The sequence below is a fragment of the Nocardioides sp. AE5 genome, assembly GCF_031844485.1.
Classification (GTDB): domain Bacteria; phylum Actinomycetota; class Actinomycetes; order Propionibacteriales; family Nocardioidaceae; genus Nocardioides.
The window spans coordinates 83,350-101,570 of record NZ_JAUZVI010000012.1 but is presented as its reverse complement, the minus strand read 5'-3'; the positions used below and the strand labels follow the sequence as shown (position 1 = coordinate 101,570).

The following is an 18,221-nucleotide window of genomic DNA, read 5'->3' as shown; positions in this document are numbered from 1 at the left end:
GGGTGCTCCGGACGACGAGGGAGCAGTTCTTCCATGCAGATCTTCGCCATTGTGGTGTCGCTGGCCGTCTCGGTGGTCGCGATCGCCATGACCGCGCGCGCCGTGCGGCAGATGCTCGGAGTGATCCGGATCGGCCAGCCGGCCGTGGGTCGCACCGACAAGCCGGTCGCCCGCACGCTGACCATGCTCAAGGAAACCTTCGTCCACACCCGGATGCTGCAGTGGACCTGGGTCGGCATCCTGCACTGGTTCGCCTTCGCCGCGTTCCTGATCCTCTCCACCGCCGTCGCGCAGGCCTTCTTCCAGCTCTTCAAGGCCGACTTCGCCTGGCCGCTGATCGGCCACTGGATCGTCTATGAGTGGGTCAGTGAACTGATCGGCCTGCTCGGCGCCCTGGCCATCCTGCCGCTGATCGTCTACCGGATCATGAAGCGGCCCGCGTCCAACGGTCGCCGCAGCCGCTTCTTCGGCTCCACCATGTGGCAGGCCTACTTCGTCGAGGCGATGGTCTTCTTCGAGAGCTCGGCGATCATCTTCATCCGCGCCGCGGAGTACAAGTACATCGAGGGTGCCGAGGCCTCGCACTTCCCGGTCAGCCACCTGCTGAGCGGCCTCTACCCCGACTCGCCCAGCTCGCTCGAGAGCATCATCTACTTCATCGCGATGCTGAAGATCGTCTCCGCGATGGCGTGGCTGATCGTGATCTCCTCCAACCTGACCATGGGTGTGGCCTGGCACCGGTTCACCGCCTGGTTCAACATCTGGTTCAAGCGCGAGTCGTCCGGCCGTACGGCGCTGGGCAACCTGAAGCCGCTGGTCTCGGGTGGCAAGCCGATCACCCTGGACGACATCGACGACCTGGACGAGGACTCCAAGCTCGGCGTCGGCGCGATCGAGGACTTCTCCTGGAAGGGCATCCTCGACTTCACCACCTGCACCGAGTGTGGTCGTTGCCAGTCGCAGTGCCCTGCCTGGAACACCGAGAAGCCGCTGTCGCCGAAGCTGCTGATGATGGGGCTGCGCGAGCACGCCTATGCGACCGCCGGCGCCGCCGGTGAGCGGGCCGAGGGCGAGCCGCTCTCGGAGAAGTCGCTGATCGGCAAGACCGACCACGACAGCGACGGCGGTGGCCCCGAGGTCCTGGACTGGTTCTACAACCCCGAGGGCGGCGACTTCGTCATCGACGAGGACGTGCTCTGGAGCTGCACCTCGTGTGGCGCCTGTGTCCAGCAGTGCCCGGTCGACATCGAGCACGTGGACCACATCGTCGACATGCGCCGCTACCAGGTGCTGGTCGAGTCCAACTTCCCCGCCGAGCTGAACGGTCTCTTCAAGGGCCTGGAGAACAAGGGCAACCCGTGGAACATGTCCGCCTCTGCGCGGATGGACTGGGCCAAGGACCTGCCGTTCGATGTGAAGGAGGTCGGCAAGGACCTGGAAGACCTGGAGTCGGTCGACTGGCTCTTCTGGGTCGGCTGCGCCGGCGCCTACGAGGACCGCGCCAAGAAGACCACCCGCGCCGTGGCCGAACTGCTCGACATGGCCGGTGTCAGCTTCGGTGTGCTCGGCAATGGCGAGACCTGCACCGGCGACCCGGCCCGGCGTGCCGGCAACGAGTTCGTCTTCCAGGGCCTGGCCCAGCAGAACGTCGAGACCTTCAAGGAGTTCAAGGTCAAGAAGGTCGTCTCAACCTGTGCGCACTGCTTCAACACCCTGAAGAACGAATACAAGGAGTTCGGCATCGAGCTGGAGGTCGTGCACCACACCCAGCTGCTGAACCGCCTGGTCCGCGAGGGCAAGCTCACGCCGATCAAGGAAGGCGCGGGCGCTGCGAAGCGGTCCATCACCTACCACGACCCGTGCTACCTGGGTCGGCACAACCAGGTCTACTCGCCGCCGCGTGAACTGCTGCAGATCCTGCCCGGCGCCGAGGTCAAGGAGATGCCGCGCAACTCCGAGAAGTCCTTCTGCTGTGGTGCCGGTGGCGCCCGGATGTGGATGGAGGAGACGATCGGTGAGCGGATCAACATCAACCGAACCAAGGAGGCCGTGGCCACCGGTGCTGACCAGATCGCCGTGGGCTGCCCCTTCTGCCGGGTGATGCTCGCCGACGGCCTCACCGCGGAGCAGGCCAACGGCGGTGCCCGAGAAGAGGTCGAGGTCCTCGACGTGGCCCAGATGCTGCTGGCCTCGGTGAAGGGCGAGTCCGCCACCAAGGCCCCCAAGCCGGCGGCGAAGAAGGCGGCTGCCAAGGCTGAGCCGGCTGCCAAGGCCGCACCGGAGGCGGACGAAGCCGCCGAGGCACCCAGCGCCAAGCCCGCGGCGGGAGGATCGTCGCTCTTCGACGTGGAGGAGTCCGCACCCGCCGAGGAGAAGCCCGCATCGTCGGGCGGCTCGCTCTTCGACGTGGAGGAATCGGCTCCTGCCGAGGAGAAGCCTGCGGCTGCCTCCGGTGGCTCGCTCTTCGACCTCGGCGACGCCCCTGCCGAGGAGAAGGCGGCTCCCGCCAAGGAGGAGCCGGCTGCTGCGTCGGGCGGTTCGCTCTTCGATATCCCCGCGAGCGAAGAGCCCGCGCCGGCCGCCAAGGCCGAGCCGAAGCCCGCAGACGAGCCGAAGGCCGACCTGGGCGGGAGCGGTTCGCTCTTCGACATCCCGGCAAGCGAGCCGGAAGCACCCGCGGCCAAGGCCGAAGCGGCTGCACCTGCTGTCGAGGAGGCACCTGCTACTGAGGCACCGAAGGCGAGCGGCAGCGCGACCACCCCGCAGACCGACGTCGACCTGAACAGCGGCGGCTCGCTCTTCGACATCGCGGCACCCGAGCCGGAAGCACCCGCAGCCAAGGCCGAAGCGCCGGCGCCTGCTGCCGGGGAGGCACCCGCTGCTGAGGAGCCCGCTGAGGAGCCCCAGACCGAGGAAGCACCTGCTGAAGAGCCGGCGCCTGCCGAGGAAGCACCCGCTGCCGAGGCGCCGAAGGCGAGCGGCAGCGCCACCGCGCCGCGCACCGACGTGGACCTGAGCAGCGGCGGCTCGCTCTTCGACATCGCGGCGCCCGAGCCCACGACGGTCGCCAAGGCTGCCGAGGCGCCTGCTGCCGAGGAGGCACCTGCTGAGGAGCCCAAGGCCGAGGAAGCACCTGCCGAGGAGGCGGCCGCCGAGGAGCCTGCCGAGGCCGCGAGCGCACCGCTCTCGGGCGCAGAGCTCTCCCAGGCCGCGACCGAAGCGTCCCCCGACGCCGAGGTGAGCGCGTCCACGACCCAGGAGGAGTCGACCAACGCGCCGGCCGCCGAAGCGGAGCCTGCGGCGACGGTGGAAGCGGCCGAGCCGGAGGCACCCGCCGAAGAGCCCGCGCCGAAGCCGTCGGGCGAGGCGAACACTCCCAAGCAGGCGAACATCAACGAGGCGAGCTCGCTCTTCGACCTCTGATAACCCGCCCGCGCAGCGCAATCGCGCAGATGCACCCATTCGGCCCCGGATCACCGCGATCCGGGGCCGAAACGGTTCATATGCGCTGTTACGTCTGGTGCGTGACGTTGTCGGCCGCAGGTCGTTGACACCTTCGAACGAGCATCCCGCGCAGCCACTGCGTGACCGCCAGGAAGGGCCAGACATGGAACTGATCGCCATCGAGTTGAGCGAATTCACCCGTCGCTCCCGGTCGGTCCTGCTCCACGCGGCCGACCTCGCCCTGGACGCACCCCTTGCCGAGGGTGAGCGCGTGGTGCTGTGGGACTCGATCTCCGGCGACTACCACTCCGGCACCGTCCTGGACGCCGACCAGAACGACGGCACCTACCGCTTCGACGTCGGCATCCGTCTCCCGGACGACCTGGCCCTGGCCCGCCTCACCGGCGTGGCACCGGTCGGCGACCAGCTCAGCACCAACCAGGTCCTCGACCTCCTGGGCAGCCTCCGGGAACAGGTGCAACTGCCCGGGGCCCTCAGCTTCGAGGCCACCGACCGCCGCGCCGGCCTCTGACCGGCCGCGGCGAGGGACCATCCATGCGCATCCGTCGTACGACGTCCACCCTCGCCTCCGCACTGGCAGGCCTCGCCCTGGTAGCCACCGCGACTCTGGTCCCGGCCGTGGGTGCCAGCGCCAGCGCGGCGCCCGCCGGCAGCGCCACCACCGGCGTTCAGATCACGGCCAAGGACTCCGGCTGGACCGCACGCGGTGAGGACTACCCGAAGACCACCCTGGTCACCGATGTCCCCATCGAGATGTCGGACGGCACCGTGCTCCGCGGCGACGTGAACTTCCCGGCCGACAGCAACGGCAAGCGGATCGAGAAGAAGTTCCCGGTCGTCGTCACGATCACCGCCTACAACAAGTCGTTCCAGGCGTACGCCGGTGGGCTCGCCGGCGGCAACCCCGGCTACCTGGTCAAGCGTGGCTACATCCACGTGACGGTCGACGCCCGCGGCACAGGCAGCTCGGAAGGCACCTGGGAGGCGTTCGCGGCCCGGGAGAACCAGGACGCCGGCGAGATCATGACGTGGGCCCATGAGCAGCCCTGGTCCACCGGCAGCACGGCGATGACCGGCCCCTCCTACATGGGGATCAGCCAACTCTGGGCAGCCTCCGCCCAGCCGCCCGGGCTGAAGGCACTCTTCCCGCAGGTCCCGGGTGCCGACGTCTACCGGGACGTGGTCGCCTCCGGTGGCCAGATCGATGTCGGCTTCATCCCGCTGTGGATGGGCCTGGTCACCGCCACCGGCATCATTCCGCCGGCCGTCACCGCCAGCGATCCCCGCGCCGGGATCAGCGTCCTGCTCTCCCACGTCGGCGGCGCCCTCAACTTCACCGTCCCGCTGATGCTCCAGGCCCTGTTGGGCGGGGACCCGTCCGTGGACGGCGACTTCTACGACGAGCGCAGCGTGATCAACGTGATCGACCGGGTCACGGTGCCCACCTTCTTCATCGGCGGCGAACACGACCTGTTCCAGCGCGGTACGCCGCTGCTCTTCGAGAACCTGCAACAGCGCGGCGTACCGACGAAGATGATCTTCGGGCCGTGGGACCACCTGCAGGGCTCCGCTGGTGACCTCGTCGCCGACGCAGGTGAGGGCACCCTGGCCGAGCTGCAGTTGCGCTGGTTCGACCACTACGTCAAGGGAATGCCCGACCCGGCACTGGACACCGACATCGCCCCCCTGACCTATTACGAGCAGGGCAGCGGCGCGTGGCGCACCAGCGACCAGTGGATCGGCGACCACCTGAGCGCGACGTCGTACCGGCTCGCAGGCACCTCCAGCATGGGCGGCAAGGCTGGCGGCCTGACCACCGGTGCCGTGCAGGCCGGCACCTCGTCCCTGCTCCCGCTGCCCGTCTCGGGCCTGTGCACCAGGTCGATGAACCAGTGGACCGCAGGGCTGCCGCAGCAGACCGGGCTCCTCACCGCATGCCTGGAGAACAACGCCCTCAACGACCTCAGCGGCCTCGCCTTCGAGACCGCCCCGATGACCGAGGCGCTGGCATTCCAGGGGCCGATCAACGTCCGCCTCCACGTCTCCAGCACCAGCGGCGACGGGATGCTTTCGGTCGCCGTGGAGGACGTCGCCCCCGACGGCACGGTGAGTCGCCTGACCGGAGGGTGGCAGGTGATCTCCTTCCGCGAACTCGATGAGTCGAGGTCGCGCTACCTCGACGGGCATCTGATCCAGCCGTTCCACCCCTTCACCCGCGAGTCGAAGCGGCCGCTGGGCAAGGGCGAGATCGCACCGGTGGACGTCGAGGTCTTCCCGACCGGCGCCCGGATCCAGCCCGGGCACAAGTTGCGGATCGCGGTCCAGGGCTTCGACATCCCGCACCTTCTCAGCCCGCTCGGCGACCTGCTCGCCACCACCGCGACGGTGATGACGATCCACAACACTGCCGAGCACCCGTCACTGGTGACCCTGCCGACGCTGCCGGCGGCCAAGGCCAACCCGAAGCGGGCCCCGGCCACCCAGCAACCGAAGCCGGCCAAGCAGCCCGATGCCCTGCAGGAGATGCTGAACCAACTCCTAGCCTCACTCGGCAGCAAGCGGTAGTCCACCCGCGTTCGAACCCAGCGCCTCGCTGTAGCGATTTGCTACGTTGCATACATGAGCACGATGCCCACCCGGATCGACGGTGATCTCTTCGCCGCCGCGAAGTCCAGCGGCTCGGTGAACTCTCGCAGCGCGGCGCAGCAGATCGATCACTGGGCGCGCATCGGTCGCGAATTCGAAGCATCAGCCAACGTCAGCCACCGTGATGTCGAGGCCGTCCTGTCTGGCCAGGGAAGGTACGACGCCCTCCAGGAGCGGGAACAGGCCATCGTTCGCGCCACCTGGGACGAGCGCATCGCAGAACGCATCGACACGCTCGACCTCGCTGAGAGGTTCCGCGAAGAGGGCGTTTCCTATGCGGAGGCGGACGAAGACGGCGCGCTGGTCGTCCTCGAGACCTCCACCGACTGAGCCGCACAGAGTCACGCGACGATGGGGACACCCGTCCTGCACCTGCTCGCAGGGCCGGACGGCGCGGGCAGGTCAACCTTTGTGCTGGAGGTGCTCCAGCCGAGCACCAGCCTGCCGTTCGTGAACGCAGCCCTCATCGCCACGCAACGGTGGCCCGGGCAAGAACTGGAACACGCCTACGACGCCTCCCGGGCCGCCGCCGAAGAGCGCCAGGACTTGATGCTGAAGCGCCGCTCCTTCATCACCGAGACCGTGTTCAGCCACCCCAGCAAGGTGGACCTCGTCGCCTCCGCGACTGCCCTGGGCTATCTCGTGCACCTGCACGTCATCCTGGTGCCGCCGGTCCTACCGGTACGCCGGGTGGCCTTCCGCGTCGATCAGGGCGGCCACGATGTCCCGGAGGAGAAGATCCGCAAGCGATACGCCCGTCTCTGGGGCCTGGTTGCCCAGGCCCGCACCATGGCCGATCGAACGACGGTCTACGACAACTCCAGCGCCTCGGCGCCCTTCCGACGGGTCGCCGCCTATGAGCGCGGTCGGTTGATCGGTGCGCCAACCTGGCCGGCGTGGACCCCGGAGCCCCTGCTGCGCCACGACTGAGCACTCAGGAGCGCATCGCGACACCCTCGCGCCAGTAACCCATGAAGCAGACCTGGCGGCGGTCCACCTCGAGCTCCTTGACCAGGGCGCGGCGCAGGGTGGTGACCACGCGCGACTCTCCGGCGATCCAGGCATAGAGGCCGGCCAGGTCGTGGCCCACCACCGTGGTCTCGCTGATCTCCTCGCCGGACGACGAATAGGTCGGCGTCTCCCACAGGTCCGGGTCGATGGCCTCCTCGGGTGCCAGTTCCACGGTCGGGGCCAGGCCGAAGTGCTCGCGCACCTTGACGATCGTGGGTACGCCGTGGGCCTGGCCGTTGCGCGGCAACCAGACCACCTCGACACCATCCGGGCCTTCCAGTTCCTGGACGTCGGCCGAGACGGGCACCTCCAGGAACGCCGTACCCACGGCGCCCTTCGGCAGGTCGGTCAGGATCGAGGCAACTGCCGGCACGGCGGTCTCGTCACCGACCAGGAGCAGGTTGCGGGCGGCGCCGGGGGCGAACTCGATGCCCCCGAAGAAGACGCCGCGCCGCGGCGCCAGGGTGACCACGCGGTCGCCCGGCTGGGCTGCGGCCGCCCAGTCCGACCCTGGACCGGTGGCGCCCTCGGCGACGTGCAGCACGAAGTCGACGACGATCTTCGTCTCGACACCCTCGCCGATCACCTCGCGGATCGTATAGGTGCGCATGTGGCCCCGCTCGGAGGCCGGGATGTCCATCCAGGTCGCGAACCACGACTCGTCGGCACCTTCGAAGGAGGGCAATTCGCCGGCATCATTGGGGAAGACCAGCTTGATCCGCTGGTCATAGAACTTACCGTCTACGCCCAGGTCGGCAAGGTCAGGACTGGCGAAGGTGACCCGCACGAAGGACGGGCTCACCCGTTCGACGGCAACCGCCTCGAGCGCGGTGAGGATCATCGGCAGGTCATGCGTGGTGGTCATGGGGTGGCTCCGTTCTCGGGGATTGGCGCGGTGGTGGGGGCGGCCCGGTGGCGACCGACGGGCACCACGAGGGGGGTGTGCGAGACCGGGTCGTCGACAACCCGGCTCTCCAGGCCGAAGATGGCGCGGACGTTCTCCTCGGTGACCACCTCGGAGGGTGTCCCTTCGGCCAGCACCTGTCCTTCGCGCATGGCGACCAGGTGATCGGCGTACCGGGCAGAGAGATTGAGGTCGTGCAGCACCATCACGATGGTGGTGCCCCGCTTGGTGTTCAGGTCGGCGAGCAGGTCCAGCATCTCCACCTGGTGCGCGACGTCGAGGTACGTCGTCGGCTCGTCCAGCAGGAGCAGGTCAGTGCCCTGGGCCAGGGCCATCGCGATCCAGACCCGCTGCCGCTGGCCACCGGAGAGTTCGTCAACGATCCGGTCCGCGAGCGCCGTGGTGTTGGTCGCCTCGAGAGCCTCGGCCACTGCGGTCTCGTCCTCTGCGCTCCAGCGGCGGAACATGCCCTGGTGCGGGTGGCGGCCGCGGCCGACCAGGTCGACGACGCTGACCCCCTCGGGGCAGATCGGCGCCTGCGGCAGCAGGCCCAGGGTGCGCGCCACCTCACGGGTGGAGGTGCGGTGGATTGCGGTGCCGTCCAGGGTGACCGCGCCCGAGGTGGGGCGCAGCAGGCGCGCCATCCCCCGCAGCAGCGTGGACTTGCCGCAACCGTTGGCCCCGACGATGACGCTCACCTTGTGGTCCGGGATCCGCACCGACAGGTCACGGACGATGGTCTCCTCGCCATAGCCGAGGCTGACCTCCTCGGCGACGAGTCGGGCAGAGCCCAAAGCGGGCGCGATCAGGGGCTCCATGGCAGGTGCAGCCATCAGGCCCTCCTTCCGGTGCGACCAGTGGCCAGCAGCCACAGCAGGAACGGTGCCCCGAAGGCACCGGTGACGACACCGACGGGGAAGTTGATGTCGAGGATCAGGTAGTCGGCGACGTAGTCGGCAGCCAGCACAATCACCGCGCCGACCAGGGCGGCACCGAGCAACGTCGTACGTCCGCGGTTCAGCGCCCGGGCGATCGGGCCGGCCAGGAACGAGACGAACGCGACCGGGCCGGCGCCGGCAACGCCGACGGCGACCAGCACCACGGCGAGCAGGAGCAGCAGGTCGCCGCGGATCGCCGGCACCCCGAGGCCAGCAGCAGTGTCGCTGCCGAGTTCGGTTATTCGCAGCGAACTGGCGAGCCAGGCGGTGAGCGGCACCAGGACCACCAGCACCAGCGCGATGACCCGGATCATCTCCCAGTTGGCGCGGCTGACGCTGCCGACCAGCCAGAGCAGCACCTTCTGCATGTCGTATTCGTCGGCGCGGGTGAAGACGTACTGCACCACCGACTGCAGCGCCGCAGCCAGGCCGATTCCGACCAGGACCAGGCGATAGCCGTTGTCCTGGCCAGCGACGAGGCGGACGATGACCGAGACCACGATCGCGCCGCCGACGGCACTGAGCGCGACCCAGCTGTCGGACAGGCCGACGACGACGATCGCGATGACGGCGCATGCGCTGGCGCCGAAGGAGACGCCGATGATGTCCGGGCTGGCCAGGGGGTTGCGCAGCGTGGTCTGGAAGATCGCACCGCCGAGGCCGAAGGAGACCCCGACCAGGACGGCGAGCACCGCGCGCGGGAGCTTCTCCTCCATCAGGATGTAGCGCGCACCGGGCACGGAGGCGAGTTCGTCGCCGAAGAGGATCCGGAAGAAGTCGCTGACGGTGTAGGTGAAGTCGCCGAGCAGCACCCGCGCCGCGAAGGCGAACAGGAGCAGCGCCGACAGGCCGACGACGACGTACGTCGTACGCCGTGCCGGTCCGCGCCGGGCAGCACGGACGGGCCGGGTGTCGACCTCCGGGGGGCTGGCCGGGTGCTCGAGGATCGTCGCCATCACAGACCCGCCATCCGGCCGCGGCGGATCAGGTGGAGGAAGAACGGCACCCCGACCACGGCCGTCATGATGCCGACCTGGATCTCGGTCGGCGGCAGCACGATCCGGCCCAGGGTGTCGGCCACCACGAGCAGGACTGCACCGACGACCGCGCTGAACGGCAGCACCCGGGTGTAGTCCGAGCCGACCAGGGCGCGGACCGCGTGCGGCACGATCAGGCCGGCGAACGCGATCGGCCCGGCCAGCGCGGTGGCGCTGCCGCAGAGCAGCACGATCGCAACACCGAGCACGGCCCGGTCCACCCCGGTACGGCGCCCCAGCCCGCGGGCCAGGTCGTCGCCGAGGGCGAGCGTGTTGAGCAGCCGGGCACTGGCCAGGGCGAGGATCGCGCCGACGGCCAGGAACGGCAGGCCGATCATCAGCACCTCGAAGCCGCGTCCACCGACCGTGCCGACCTGCCAGAGCCGGAAGCTCGCCACGGTGCTGCGGTCGATGAGCAGGACGCCGGAAGTCCAGCTGGTCACCGCGGCGGTCAGCGCAGCGCCGGCGATGGCGAGCTTCATCGGGGTGGCGCCATCGCGGCCGAGGGCGGCAATCGCGTGGACGAGGACGGCGGCCACGGCGGCGCCGGCGAAGGCGAACCAGAGGTACGACGAGAGGCTGGAGACGCCGAACCAGGAGATCGCGATGACCATCGCGAAGGAGGCCCCGGCATTGAGGCCGAGGATGCCCGGATCGGCGAGCGGGTTGCGGGTCAGGCCCTGCATGCATGCGCCGACCAGGCCGAGTGCCGCGCCGACCACGAGGGCAAGGACGGTCCGCTCGATGCGCGCCTCGAGTACGCCGTGCATCGGGTGGCCGGCCTTGAGCGCCGCCCACGGCATCAGGCCCCCCGAGCCGATCAGCACCGACGCAACGCAGGCTGTCGCCGCCACCGCGACCAGGGTCACGGCGACGGCGACAGTGCGGCGGCCCGGCCCCGTGGTCCGGGTCGCGCCGGTTGCGTCAGCGAGCAGCGTCACGAGCCGTCGATGGCCTTGGCGATCTCGGGCACGAAGTGCTCGATGATGTAGGGGATCGAGACCGGGCTCGGGTTGGTCACGGCGAGCGAGACGTGCTTGTCGGCCTCGGCATAGAAGTGACCCGCCTTGATCGCGGGGATCTGCCCGAGCAGGTTGTGCCCGGCGAAGGTCTCCTGGTCGTCCGCGTTCTCGGCCCAGGTGAGGAAGACGTCGGAGTCGACCTCGGTGGCCCGCTCGGCGGAGAGCTGGCCATAGAACTCGCCCTCCTTGATCGTCTGGGCGACGATCGGCGCGTCCACCAGGCCGAAGTCGTGCATCAGCGAGACCCGCGGATCCTGTGGGGCATAGATCCCGATCGTGGACATGTCGGTGGTGGTCAGGTAGCCGAAGATCACGGACTTGCCCTCGAGCTGCGGATGGGCGGCCGACGCCTCCTGGATCGCCTTCTCGGTCTCGGCAATGACCTGCTTGCCGAGCTCGGGGCGGCCGAGGGCGGCCGAGACCATCTCCATCTGCTTCTGCCACGGCGTCACCCACGGAGCCTCGGGGAAGGCGACGACGGGGGCGATCTTGACCAGGTCGTCGTAGTCCTCCTGGGTCAGCCCGGAGTTGGTGGCCAGGATCAGGTCCGGCGCCAGCTTGGAGATCTCCGTGGTCGGCACCCCGTCGGTGTCGTCGAAGCGGACCGGGGCCTCGGACCCCTTGTCGAGATACTGCGCGATCTCGGCGTCGAACCAGTCGGACGAGCCGGCGTCGTTGCCGCCCCAGGTGAGCTTGGTCGAGCCGACCGGGATGACACCGAGGGAGAGGGCGTTGTCCTGGTCCGTCCAGCCGATGGTGACGACCCGCTTGGGCTCCTCGGTGACGGTGGTCTCGCCGAAAGCGTGCTCGATGGTGACCGGATAGGCGCCTTCCTCAACCTCGGTGAAGGCACGGGGCACGTCCTTCGCCTCTTCGGACGAGCCAGTGCCACAGCCGGCAAGGGCGAGGGTGACGGCGACGGCGCCAGCGGCGATGATCGCGAGGGGACGCTTCATGGAGAGCCTTTCCTTCGGGTTGAGAAGGCTAGGCTAACCTCACTCGGCCGCTATCGCGCAACTGCGGACATGTGCGACGTACGACACATGTCGACGCGACTCAGATCCGGGTGCGGTGGAAGTTCGCGTAGGACTTGGACGGCGTCGGACCACGCTGGCCCTGGTAGCGGGAGCCGTACTTCTCCGAGCCGTAGGGGTGCTGCGCCGGCGAGGTGAGCCGGAAGAAGCAGAGCTGCCCGATCTTCATCCCCGGGTAGAGCTTGATCGGCAGGGTGGCCACGTTGGCCAGCTCCAAGGTGACGTGGCCGCTGAATCCGGGGTCGACGAAGCCGGCAGTGGCGTGGGTGAGCAGGCCGAGGCGCCCCAGGGAGGACTTGCCCTCCACCCGGGCCGCGATGTCGTCGGGGAGGCTGACCACTTCGTACGTCGATCCCAGCACGAACTCGCCCGGGTGCAGGATGAACGGCTCGTCGCCGTCGGTCTCCACCATCCGGGTCAGGTCGGACTGGTCCTGCGCCGGGTCGATGTGCGGATAGCGGTGGTTCTCGAAGACCCGGAAGAAGCGGTCGAGGCGGAAGTCGATGCTGGAGGGCTGGACCATCTCGGGCGCGAACGGCTCCAGCGCGATCCGCTTCGCGTCGATCTCGGCCAGGATGTCTCGGTCTGAAAGCAGCACGGCCACAACCTACCGCCTCGGTGCCTGTGGATGGGCGGCTCCACCGCCCTTTGCGATGGTGACAGTTGGACAGGCTCTAGATTGGAGCGCATGGTCTTCCAGCGCTACGTGGCCCTCGGCGACTCCTTCACCGAGGGCGTGGGTGACCCCGACCCGAGCCGGCCGAACGGGCTGCGCGGGTGGGCCGACCTGGTCGCCGAGCAACTCGCCCGGCACAGCGACGACTTCGGCTATGCGAACCTGGCCATCCGGGGCCGCAAGCTCGACCCGATCCTGGCCGAGCAACTCGAGCCGGCGCTCGCGATGCACCCCGACCTGGTCACCATCTATGCCGGCGGCAACGACATGCTCCGACCCACGGTGGACCTGGATGCCCTGATGGCACGGTACGACGCCGCGCTGGGTGCGCTGGCAGCGGCCGGGGCTCACCTGGTGATCTGGACTGCGCACGACCCGAGCGCCTCGAGGATGTACGCGCCGCTGCGCGGCCGGTTCGCGATCTACAACGAGCTGGCCCGTGAGCTCGCCGAGAAGCATGGGGCGACGCTGATCGACTTCTGGCGACTGCGCGAATACCAGGGCTGGGCGCTGTGGGCCGACGACCGGCTGCACATGAACAGCCTCGGCCACCAGCGGATGGCGATCGAGGTGCTCGAACGGCTCGGCGTCGAGCACACCCTGGCCCGGCCCGTGGTCACCGAGAAGCCGCCGGCGCCCCGCAAGCAGGCGGTGCGCGACAACCTGCTCTGGGCGCGCACCGAGGCCCTTCCCTGGGTGCACCGGAGGCTGACCGGGACCTCGTCGGGCGACACGATCAGCCCTCGCCGTCCGGAACTGGCCCCGGTCGAGTAACATCTCCCTCGTCCCGTTGCGGCGCACGCGGCGGCAGGACATGCGGACGTAGCTCAGTTGGTAGAGCGCGACCTTCCCAAGGTCGATGTCGCGAGTTCGAGTCTCGTCGTCCGCTCCACTCTCCCCCACCGCTGACCCCCGAACAGGGGTCAATTCGGTGAACATCGTGGTCCGCCGGGTGAACACGTGGCAGATTCTGCGGCTGATGCCCACCGAGCCTCCTGCACCCCCACGCCGCATCGTGGGCTGGGCCCAGCCGGCGGTGGCTCTCCTGATCGCGGTGAAGTCCCTGATCGTTGCCGGGGCGACCGTGGGGACGTCCACGTGGTGGAGCGCACTCCCCGCCGCCGTGTCGGCGGGCGTGCTGCTGACGGCCATCGCGCTGGCGGCGGGCGGCCGAGCCCGGCTGGTGGTCCTGATGGTCGCCGACCTGATCGCCTCGCTCATCCTGGTGGGCGACGTGCTGTTCTTCCGGTGGTTCTCCACGATCCCGCCCCTCCCGATGCTCTCCCAGACCGGTCAACTCGGCGGCGTACGCGACACCGTGACCAGTCTGGTCAGCCCACAGGTGGTCCTCCTCTTCGTGGACGTCGTGGTGCTGGCCGTCCTGGCCGCACACCGCCCGGGCCGGCGTACCTCCGAGCCGGTCCCAGTGGTGGGCAGTACTCGCGCGGCCGCGCTGGCCGCCGTCGGCGCCGCCGTGGCGCTGGCGTTGATCGGCGCCCTGTTGCCGGGCCACGCACTCGCGGACCGGCACGCCGACCAAGTGCTGGCCCGCTCGACGTCGCCGTTGCCCTATCACCTGTACGACGTCGCGCTCACCCTGGCCGGCGTCGAGCAGGAGTCGCTGGAGCCCCGCACGCTTCGCAGTTGGCACGACGACCGGCAGGCGACGGCGAAGCCCACCGGCCTGACCGGGGTTGCCTCCGGGAGCAACGTGCTCACCATCCAGCTCGAGGCGATGCAGTCGTTCGTGATCGGACGGGAGATCGACGGGCAGCCCGTCACCCCGAACCTGAACCGCTTGGTCGCTGAGTCGATCCATGCGAACAATGCCTACTCCCCGATCGGGCCGGGGAACACCAGTGACTCCGAGTTGATGGCACTGACGTCCCTGCACCCCGATCAGGCCCGCTCCGCGTTCATCGGGCGCGCGGAGAACCACTACCCCGGGACGCTCCCGCGGACTCTCGCCGCTGAGGGATATCGGACCGAGGCGTTCCACGGCTACGACCCGACCTACTACAACCGCGCCGAGGCCTACCCGGCATTGGGGTTCCACGCGTTCCGCTCCGAGGACGACTACGACCTCTCGGAGAGCTTCGGCATGGGGCTCTCCGACGGGTCGTTCCTGACCCAGACGGCCGAGAAGATCGCGGCCATGCCTGCCCCGTGGTTCGCGCACGTCGTCACGTTGTCCGGGCACCACCCCTACCAGGTCCCCGAACACCTGAAGCAGTTGGAGATCACCTCGGCGGGGTGGAGCGAGACCTTCGTGGACTATCTCCAGGCCCAGGCCTATGTGGACCATTCGTTGGGTCTCTTCCTCGACGACCTCGATGAGCGTGGCCTCCTGGAAGACACGCTAGTCGTGATCTGGGGGGACCACTGGGGGACCGGCTGGGACGATGCCGACGTGGCGCGGTTCGTGGGACGGCAGGGCACCGACTATGTCGACCAGATGGAGGACCGCCGCGTGCCGTTGCTGGTCCGGCTGCCCGGCGCCGCGCAGCCGCGCCTGGTGGAGGACGTCGCCTCGGTGATCGGCGTGGCGCCCACCGTGTTGGACCTTCTGGGCCTCGACGGCGGTTTCTTCTTCGGCCGGAGCATCGTGGCGGGGCCGGAGTTGGTCGTCAAGCGCTTCTACCAGCCGCAGGGAAGCTTCACCAGTGAGGAACGGGTGTTCCAGGCCGGGCCCGACCGAGGGCTCGAGGACGGCGCCTGCTTCGACCGACGCAGCCACGAGCGACTGGACACGTCTGCGTGCAGTCTGGAATACCAGGACGCGCTGTGGCGGCTCCAGGCCAGTGACTCCGTCCACCGCGACGACCTGCTGCCGGAACTCACCGCGGATGGTGCCGCGGATTCGGGACCGACGAACTGATTGCGCGGCGCTCAGGCCGCGTCGTCGCCCCCGCCATTGACGTCCACCATCCAGGTCACGCCGTACTTGTCGCGCAGTTGCCCGAACCAGTCACCCCACGGCGCCTGCTCGAAGGGCATGTACACCTCGCCGCCGGCGGCCAGGCGGTCGAACGCCTCCCGCATCCGCGGTTGGTCCGCCGCGTCCCAGCCCGCCAGGGCGACCTGGCCGTTGTGGATCTCCTCCTCCACCGGACGGGCATCATCGGAAGCCATCAGGTAGACGCCCTCGGAGACGTCGAGGCTGCCGTGCATCACCCAGCCGGCACGATCAGCGGGGATGCCCATCTCCTCCATGCCGCCCATGTCGGCGTAGGTCATCACCTCGACGGTTCCGCCCAGGATGGACTGGTAGTGGTCGAGCGCCTCGCGGGCCTCGCCGCGGAAGGTCAGGTAGGGAGTGAGTCGGGTGGTCATGTCGGTTCCTCCAGATCGGTTGTCGGCTCCTCCATGATTCGACCACCCGGAACCGACAAAGTCATCGAACAGCAGAGGAAATCTGGTCCGGAACCGCTCCGGTGACCAAGGGCACGTGCGACCGGAACGCCACGGGGAGCAACGAGACCCCGACCAGGGCGACGAAGCCACTGATCACCTTGTCCACCCCCGAAGTGAGCAGGTTGCTGCCCATCACACCCGACCAGAGCGGGAGCCCCAGGTCGACCAGCGCCCTGGTCACCGCATCCTGGCCCTGGCCGACCGACCCCCCGAAGACCAGCAGCAGCACTGGGATGGCCAGCGCCGAGCAGGCCACGGCGGCAGCGAGGCAGAGGGCGAAGAAGCGGGCCAGCGACCTGCCCAGGCCGAAACGGCGTACGCCGTACCCCCAGACCAGGGCCCCGGCGATGTTGACCACGGCGAACGGCAGCGAGACCAGGCCACTGGTGACCACGGCGATGACATTGGTCGATCCGCCGACCAGTGCGCCTCGCCAGGGGCCCAGCGCGATCGCTCCCAGGCAGGTGCCGACCATGTCCAGATAGATCGGCAGCGACGTCGCGTCCACGACGATCCGGCCCAGGAAGTTGAGGGCGATGCAGCCCGCGATCACACCGGCAACCGCCGCGCGCCCCGGAGCCTCGACCGGCGCGGGCTCGGGCGCTGCGTCCACGGCCAGGTCGCGCGGCGTGTCGCACTCCTCGATCCAGGCCTGCACCTGCACCTCATCGATCCCCATCGCCTGCGCGATCTCCCCGATCAACTCGAGGTTCACCCGGGCGCGGCCGAGCCGGAAGGCGTCATAGACGGTCGACCGGGCAATCCGCGCGGCATGCTCGGGGACTCCCCGGTCGATCCGGGCCCGGCGGATCCGCTCGGCGATCTCGCCATAGGAGGGCCCCGCCATCGTGTCGCGGTGTGCCTGCATCTGCATGATGAGCGGATCCCACCGAGGACGAGGACTCACCCCCACCACATCGCACTCCGATCGTCCTCGCCCACACCCTGCTGCGCCGACTCTATTGACTGAGCACGGCCTGCGGTGGCGATTCCGGGATTTGTCCGGGCTGTTTCCGGACGCGCGCATCCGCCGCGAGGAGTGTCCACGTTTGTCCGGGAAACGCGAACCCGACGCATCCACCATCACTCCCGGCAATCATCGGGCACGGGCGCCGGACGGATCGGCCGCCGACCGATGGAGGAAACATGAAGCATCGCCGACTCGTGGCCATGGCACTCACGCCGCTGATCGCACTTGCGCTGGCAGCGTGCGGCGACGAGCCGGCCCACCAGGCCAGTGACTCGCCGTCCGACCCCGGAAGTTCGTCCGTCCGCGACGCAGATCCGTCGACCGCGGCCCCCGTGACCACTCCGTCGGACGATGCCGTGGTGCTCCTGTGCCAGGACTACGGACAGGTGATCGCCGAGATCACGGATGGGACGGCGGCCGTCACTGCCCCGGAAGCACCCATGCCGATCCAGGAGGTGACGTTCACGCAACCGGACCCCGATTACGACCGGCTCTTCACCAGTGAGGACCTCTACCTCGAACTGATCGCGATGGAGGACGGCACGTGGCGGTTCGGCCACCAAGGCGAGTCCTCCACCTGCACCCAGACCGCCGGCGCTTCCCGGGCTGACACCCGGGTCCGTGCCACACCACCCCGCTATGTGGAGTTCGACGTTCCTGGTTGCGATCTCTTTGCGGCGCTGTCGCTCGCGTCTCTGGGCGTCGAACAGCCTCTGGGCGACTGGACGGACCTGGGACTCAATACGGTCGAGTGCAGGTGGCAGAGCCCTGGATATGACCGGCCCGACGGCAGCCTCAGCACCGAGTCCGTGTCACTGACAGTGGGCGAGGCACCTGTCCACTACGAGGAGGATCTCGCCGAGCACCCGCAGTCGGCCGCGGCGGACCTGGCCCCGTGGTCATGGGGTGGCGGCGGTGGCAGTGAAACCTTCGGCTCCTCGTTCTACTTCATCGCCGAGTCGAAGGACGGCACCGCCTTCACCTGCATGACCACTCATGACGGCCCGGGCGCCACCTCTGCCGAGACCTTTGCAACTCCCGCGCGAGAGTTCTGCGACGCAGCCCTGGCGCTCGCCACCGGCAACTGATCGGCCGCGCGCAAGC

Annotated in this window: 16 protein-coding genes and 1 tRNA gene; 9 read left to right on the top strand and 8 right to left on the bottom strand. The window is 69.0% G+C overall.

What is annotated here, in order from left to right; genetic code table 11:
• The first annotated feature begins 33 nt into the window (after nucleotides 1-33).
• The 5 genes from Q9R27_RS16150 (at nucleotide 34) to Q9R27_RS16130 (ending at nucleotide 7,041) form a co-directional block, all read left to right on the top strand.
• A complete protein-coding gene (locus Q9R27_RS16150; RefSeq protein WP_311253430.1) occupies nucleotides 34-3,423 on the top strand; it encodes a (Fe-S)-binding protein in 3,390 nt (1,129 codons plus the stop codon).
• A 184-nt stretch (nucleotides 3,424-3,607) separates the two neighbouring features.
• A complete protein-coding gene (locus Q9R27_RS16145; protein WP_311253429.1) occupies nucleotides 3,608-3,976 on the top strand; it encodes a hypothetical protein in 369 nt (122 codons plus the stop codon).
• Between the two features lie 23 nt (nucleotides 3,977-3,999).
• A complete protein-coding gene (locus tag Q9R27_RS16140; RefSeq protein WP_311253428.1) occupies nucleotides 4,000-6,030 on the top strand; it encodes a CocE/NonD family hydrolase in 2,031 nt (676 codons plus the stop codon).
• A 54-nt stretch (nucleotides 6,031-6,084) separates the two neighbouring features.
• Nucleotides 6,085-6,441, top strand: a complete 357-nt coding sequence (locus tag Q9R27_RS16135) for a TA system antitoxin ParD family protein (protein WP_311253427.1) — start codon at nucleotides 6,085-6,087, stop codon at nucleotides 6,439-6,441.
• Between the two features lie 120 nt (nucleotides 6,442-6,561).
• On the top strand, nucleotides 6,562-7,041 hold the full coding sequence (locus tag Q9R27_RS16130) for a zeta toxin family protein (protein ID WP_311253426.1): 480 nt from the start codon (nucleotides 6,562-6,564) through the stop codon (nucleotides 7,039-7,041).
• A 4-nt stretch (nucleotides 7,042-7,045) separates the two neighbouring features.
• Here Q9R27_RS16130 and Q9R27_RS16125 read toward each other — a convergent pair whose 3' ends face one another.
• From Q9R27_RS16125 to dcd, 6 genes are all read right to left on the bottom strand, one after another.
• The gene (locus tag Q9R27_RS16125) at nucleotides 7,046-7,987 is read right to left on the bottom strand and encodes a siderophore-interacting protein (protein WP_311253425.1); all 942 of its coding nucleotides are present in this window, start codon (nucleotides 7,985-7,987) and stop codon (nucleotides 7,046-7,048) included.
• Nucleotides 7,984-8,859: an ABC transporter ATP-binding protein gene (locus Q9R27_RS16120; RefSeq protein WP_311253424.1), complete on the bottom strand. Its 876-nt coding sequence runs from the start codon at nucleotides 8,857-8,859 to the stop codon at nucleotides 7,984-7,986. The genes Q9R27_RS16125 and Q9R27_RS16120 overlap by 4 nt, the downstream gene beginning before the upstream one ends.
• Nucleotides 8,859-9,920, bottom strand: a complete 1,062-nt coding sequence (locus Q9R27_RS16115) for an iron ABC transporter permease (RefSeq protein WP_311253423.1) — start codon at nucleotides 9,918-9,920, stop codon at nucleotides 8,859-8,861. Before Q9R27_RS16115 ends, Q9R27_RS16120 begins: the two co-directional genes overlap by 1 nt.
• Nucleotides 9,920-10,942 carry an iron ABC transporter permease gene (locus Q9R27_RS16110; protein WP_311253422.1) on the bottom strand — a complete coding sequence of 341 codons (1,023 nt, stop codon included), beginning with the start codon at nucleotides 10,940-10,942 and terminating at the stop codon, nucleotides 9,920-9,922. The genes Q9R27_RS16115 and Q9R27_RS16110 overlap by 1 nt, the downstream gene beginning before the upstream one ends.
• A complete protein-coding gene (locus Q9R27_RS16105) occupies nucleotides 10,939-11,979 on the bottom strand; it encodes an iron-siderophore ABC transporter substrate-binding protein (RefSeq protein WP_311253421.1) in 1,041 nt (346 codons plus the stop codon). Before Q9R27_RS16105 ends, Q9R27_RS16110 begins: the two co-directional genes overlap by 4 nt.
• 100 nt (nucleotides 11,980-12,079) lie before the next feature.
• The gene (dcd, locus tag Q9R27_RS16100) at nucleotides 12,080-12,655 is read right to left on the bottom strand and encodes a dCTP deaminase (RefSeq protein WP_311253420.1); all 576 of its coding nucleotides are present in this window, start codon (nucleotides 12,653-12,655) and stop codon (nucleotides 12,080-12,082) included.
• A gap of 90 nt (nucleotides 12,656-12,745) precedes the next feature.
• Between dcd and Q9R27_RS16095 the strand changes: the two genes are divergently transcribed.
• The 3 genes from Q9R27_RS16095 to Q9R27_RS16085 all read left to right on the top strand — a co-directional run bounded on the left by Q9R27_RS16095 (nucleotide 12,746) and on the right by Q9R27_RS16085 (nucleotide 15,611).
• Nucleotides 12,746-13,507: an SGNH/GDSL hydrolase family protein gene (locus Q9R27_RS16095; RefSeq protein ID WP_311253419.1), complete on the top strand. Its 762-nt coding sequence runs from the start codon at nucleotides 12,746-12,748 to the stop codon at nucleotides 13,505-13,507.
• Between the two features lie 42 nt (nucleotides 13,508-13,549).
• Nucleotides 13,550-13,625, top strand: a tRNA-Gly gene (locus Q9R27_RS16090).
• Nucleotides 13,626-13,712: 87 nt separating this feature from the next.
• Complete coding sequence (locus tag Q9R27_RS16085) at nucleotides 13,713-15,611, top strand: LTA synthase family protein (RefSeq protein WP_311253418.1); 1,899 nt, start codon at nucleotides 13,713-13,715, stop codon at nucleotides 15,609-15,611.
• Between the two features lie 11 nt (nucleotides 15,612-15,622).
• Here the strand turns inward: Q9R27_RS16085 and Q9R27_RS16080 are convergent, their stop codons facing one another.
• Both Q9R27_RS16080 and Q9R27_RS16075 read right to left on the bottom strand, forming a co-directional pair.
• Complete coding sequence (locus Q9R27_RS16080) at nucleotides 15,623-16,066, bottom strand: VOC family protein (protein WP_311253417.1); 444 nt, start codon at nucleotides 16,064-16,066, stop codon at nucleotides 15,623-15,625.
• A 61-nt stretch (nucleotides 16,067-16,127) separates the two neighbouring features.
• Nucleotides 16,128-17,021: a hypothetical protein gene (locus Q9R27_RS16075; RefSeq protein ID WP_311253416.1), complete on the bottom strand. Its 894-nt coding sequence runs from the start codon at nucleotides 17,019-17,021 to the stop codon at nucleotides 16,128-16,130.
• 272 nt (nucleotides 17,022-17,293) lie between these two features.
• Between Q9R27_RS16075 and Q9R27_RS16070 the strand changes: the two genes are divergently transcribed.
• Nucleotides 17,294-18,205, top strand: a complete 912-nt coding sequence (locus Q9R27_RS16070; RefSeq protein WP_311253415.1) for a hypothetical protein — start codon at nucleotides 17,294-17,296, stop codon at nucleotides 18,203-18,205.
• The last annotated feature ends 16 nt before the right edge of the window (nucleotides 18,206-18,221 follow it).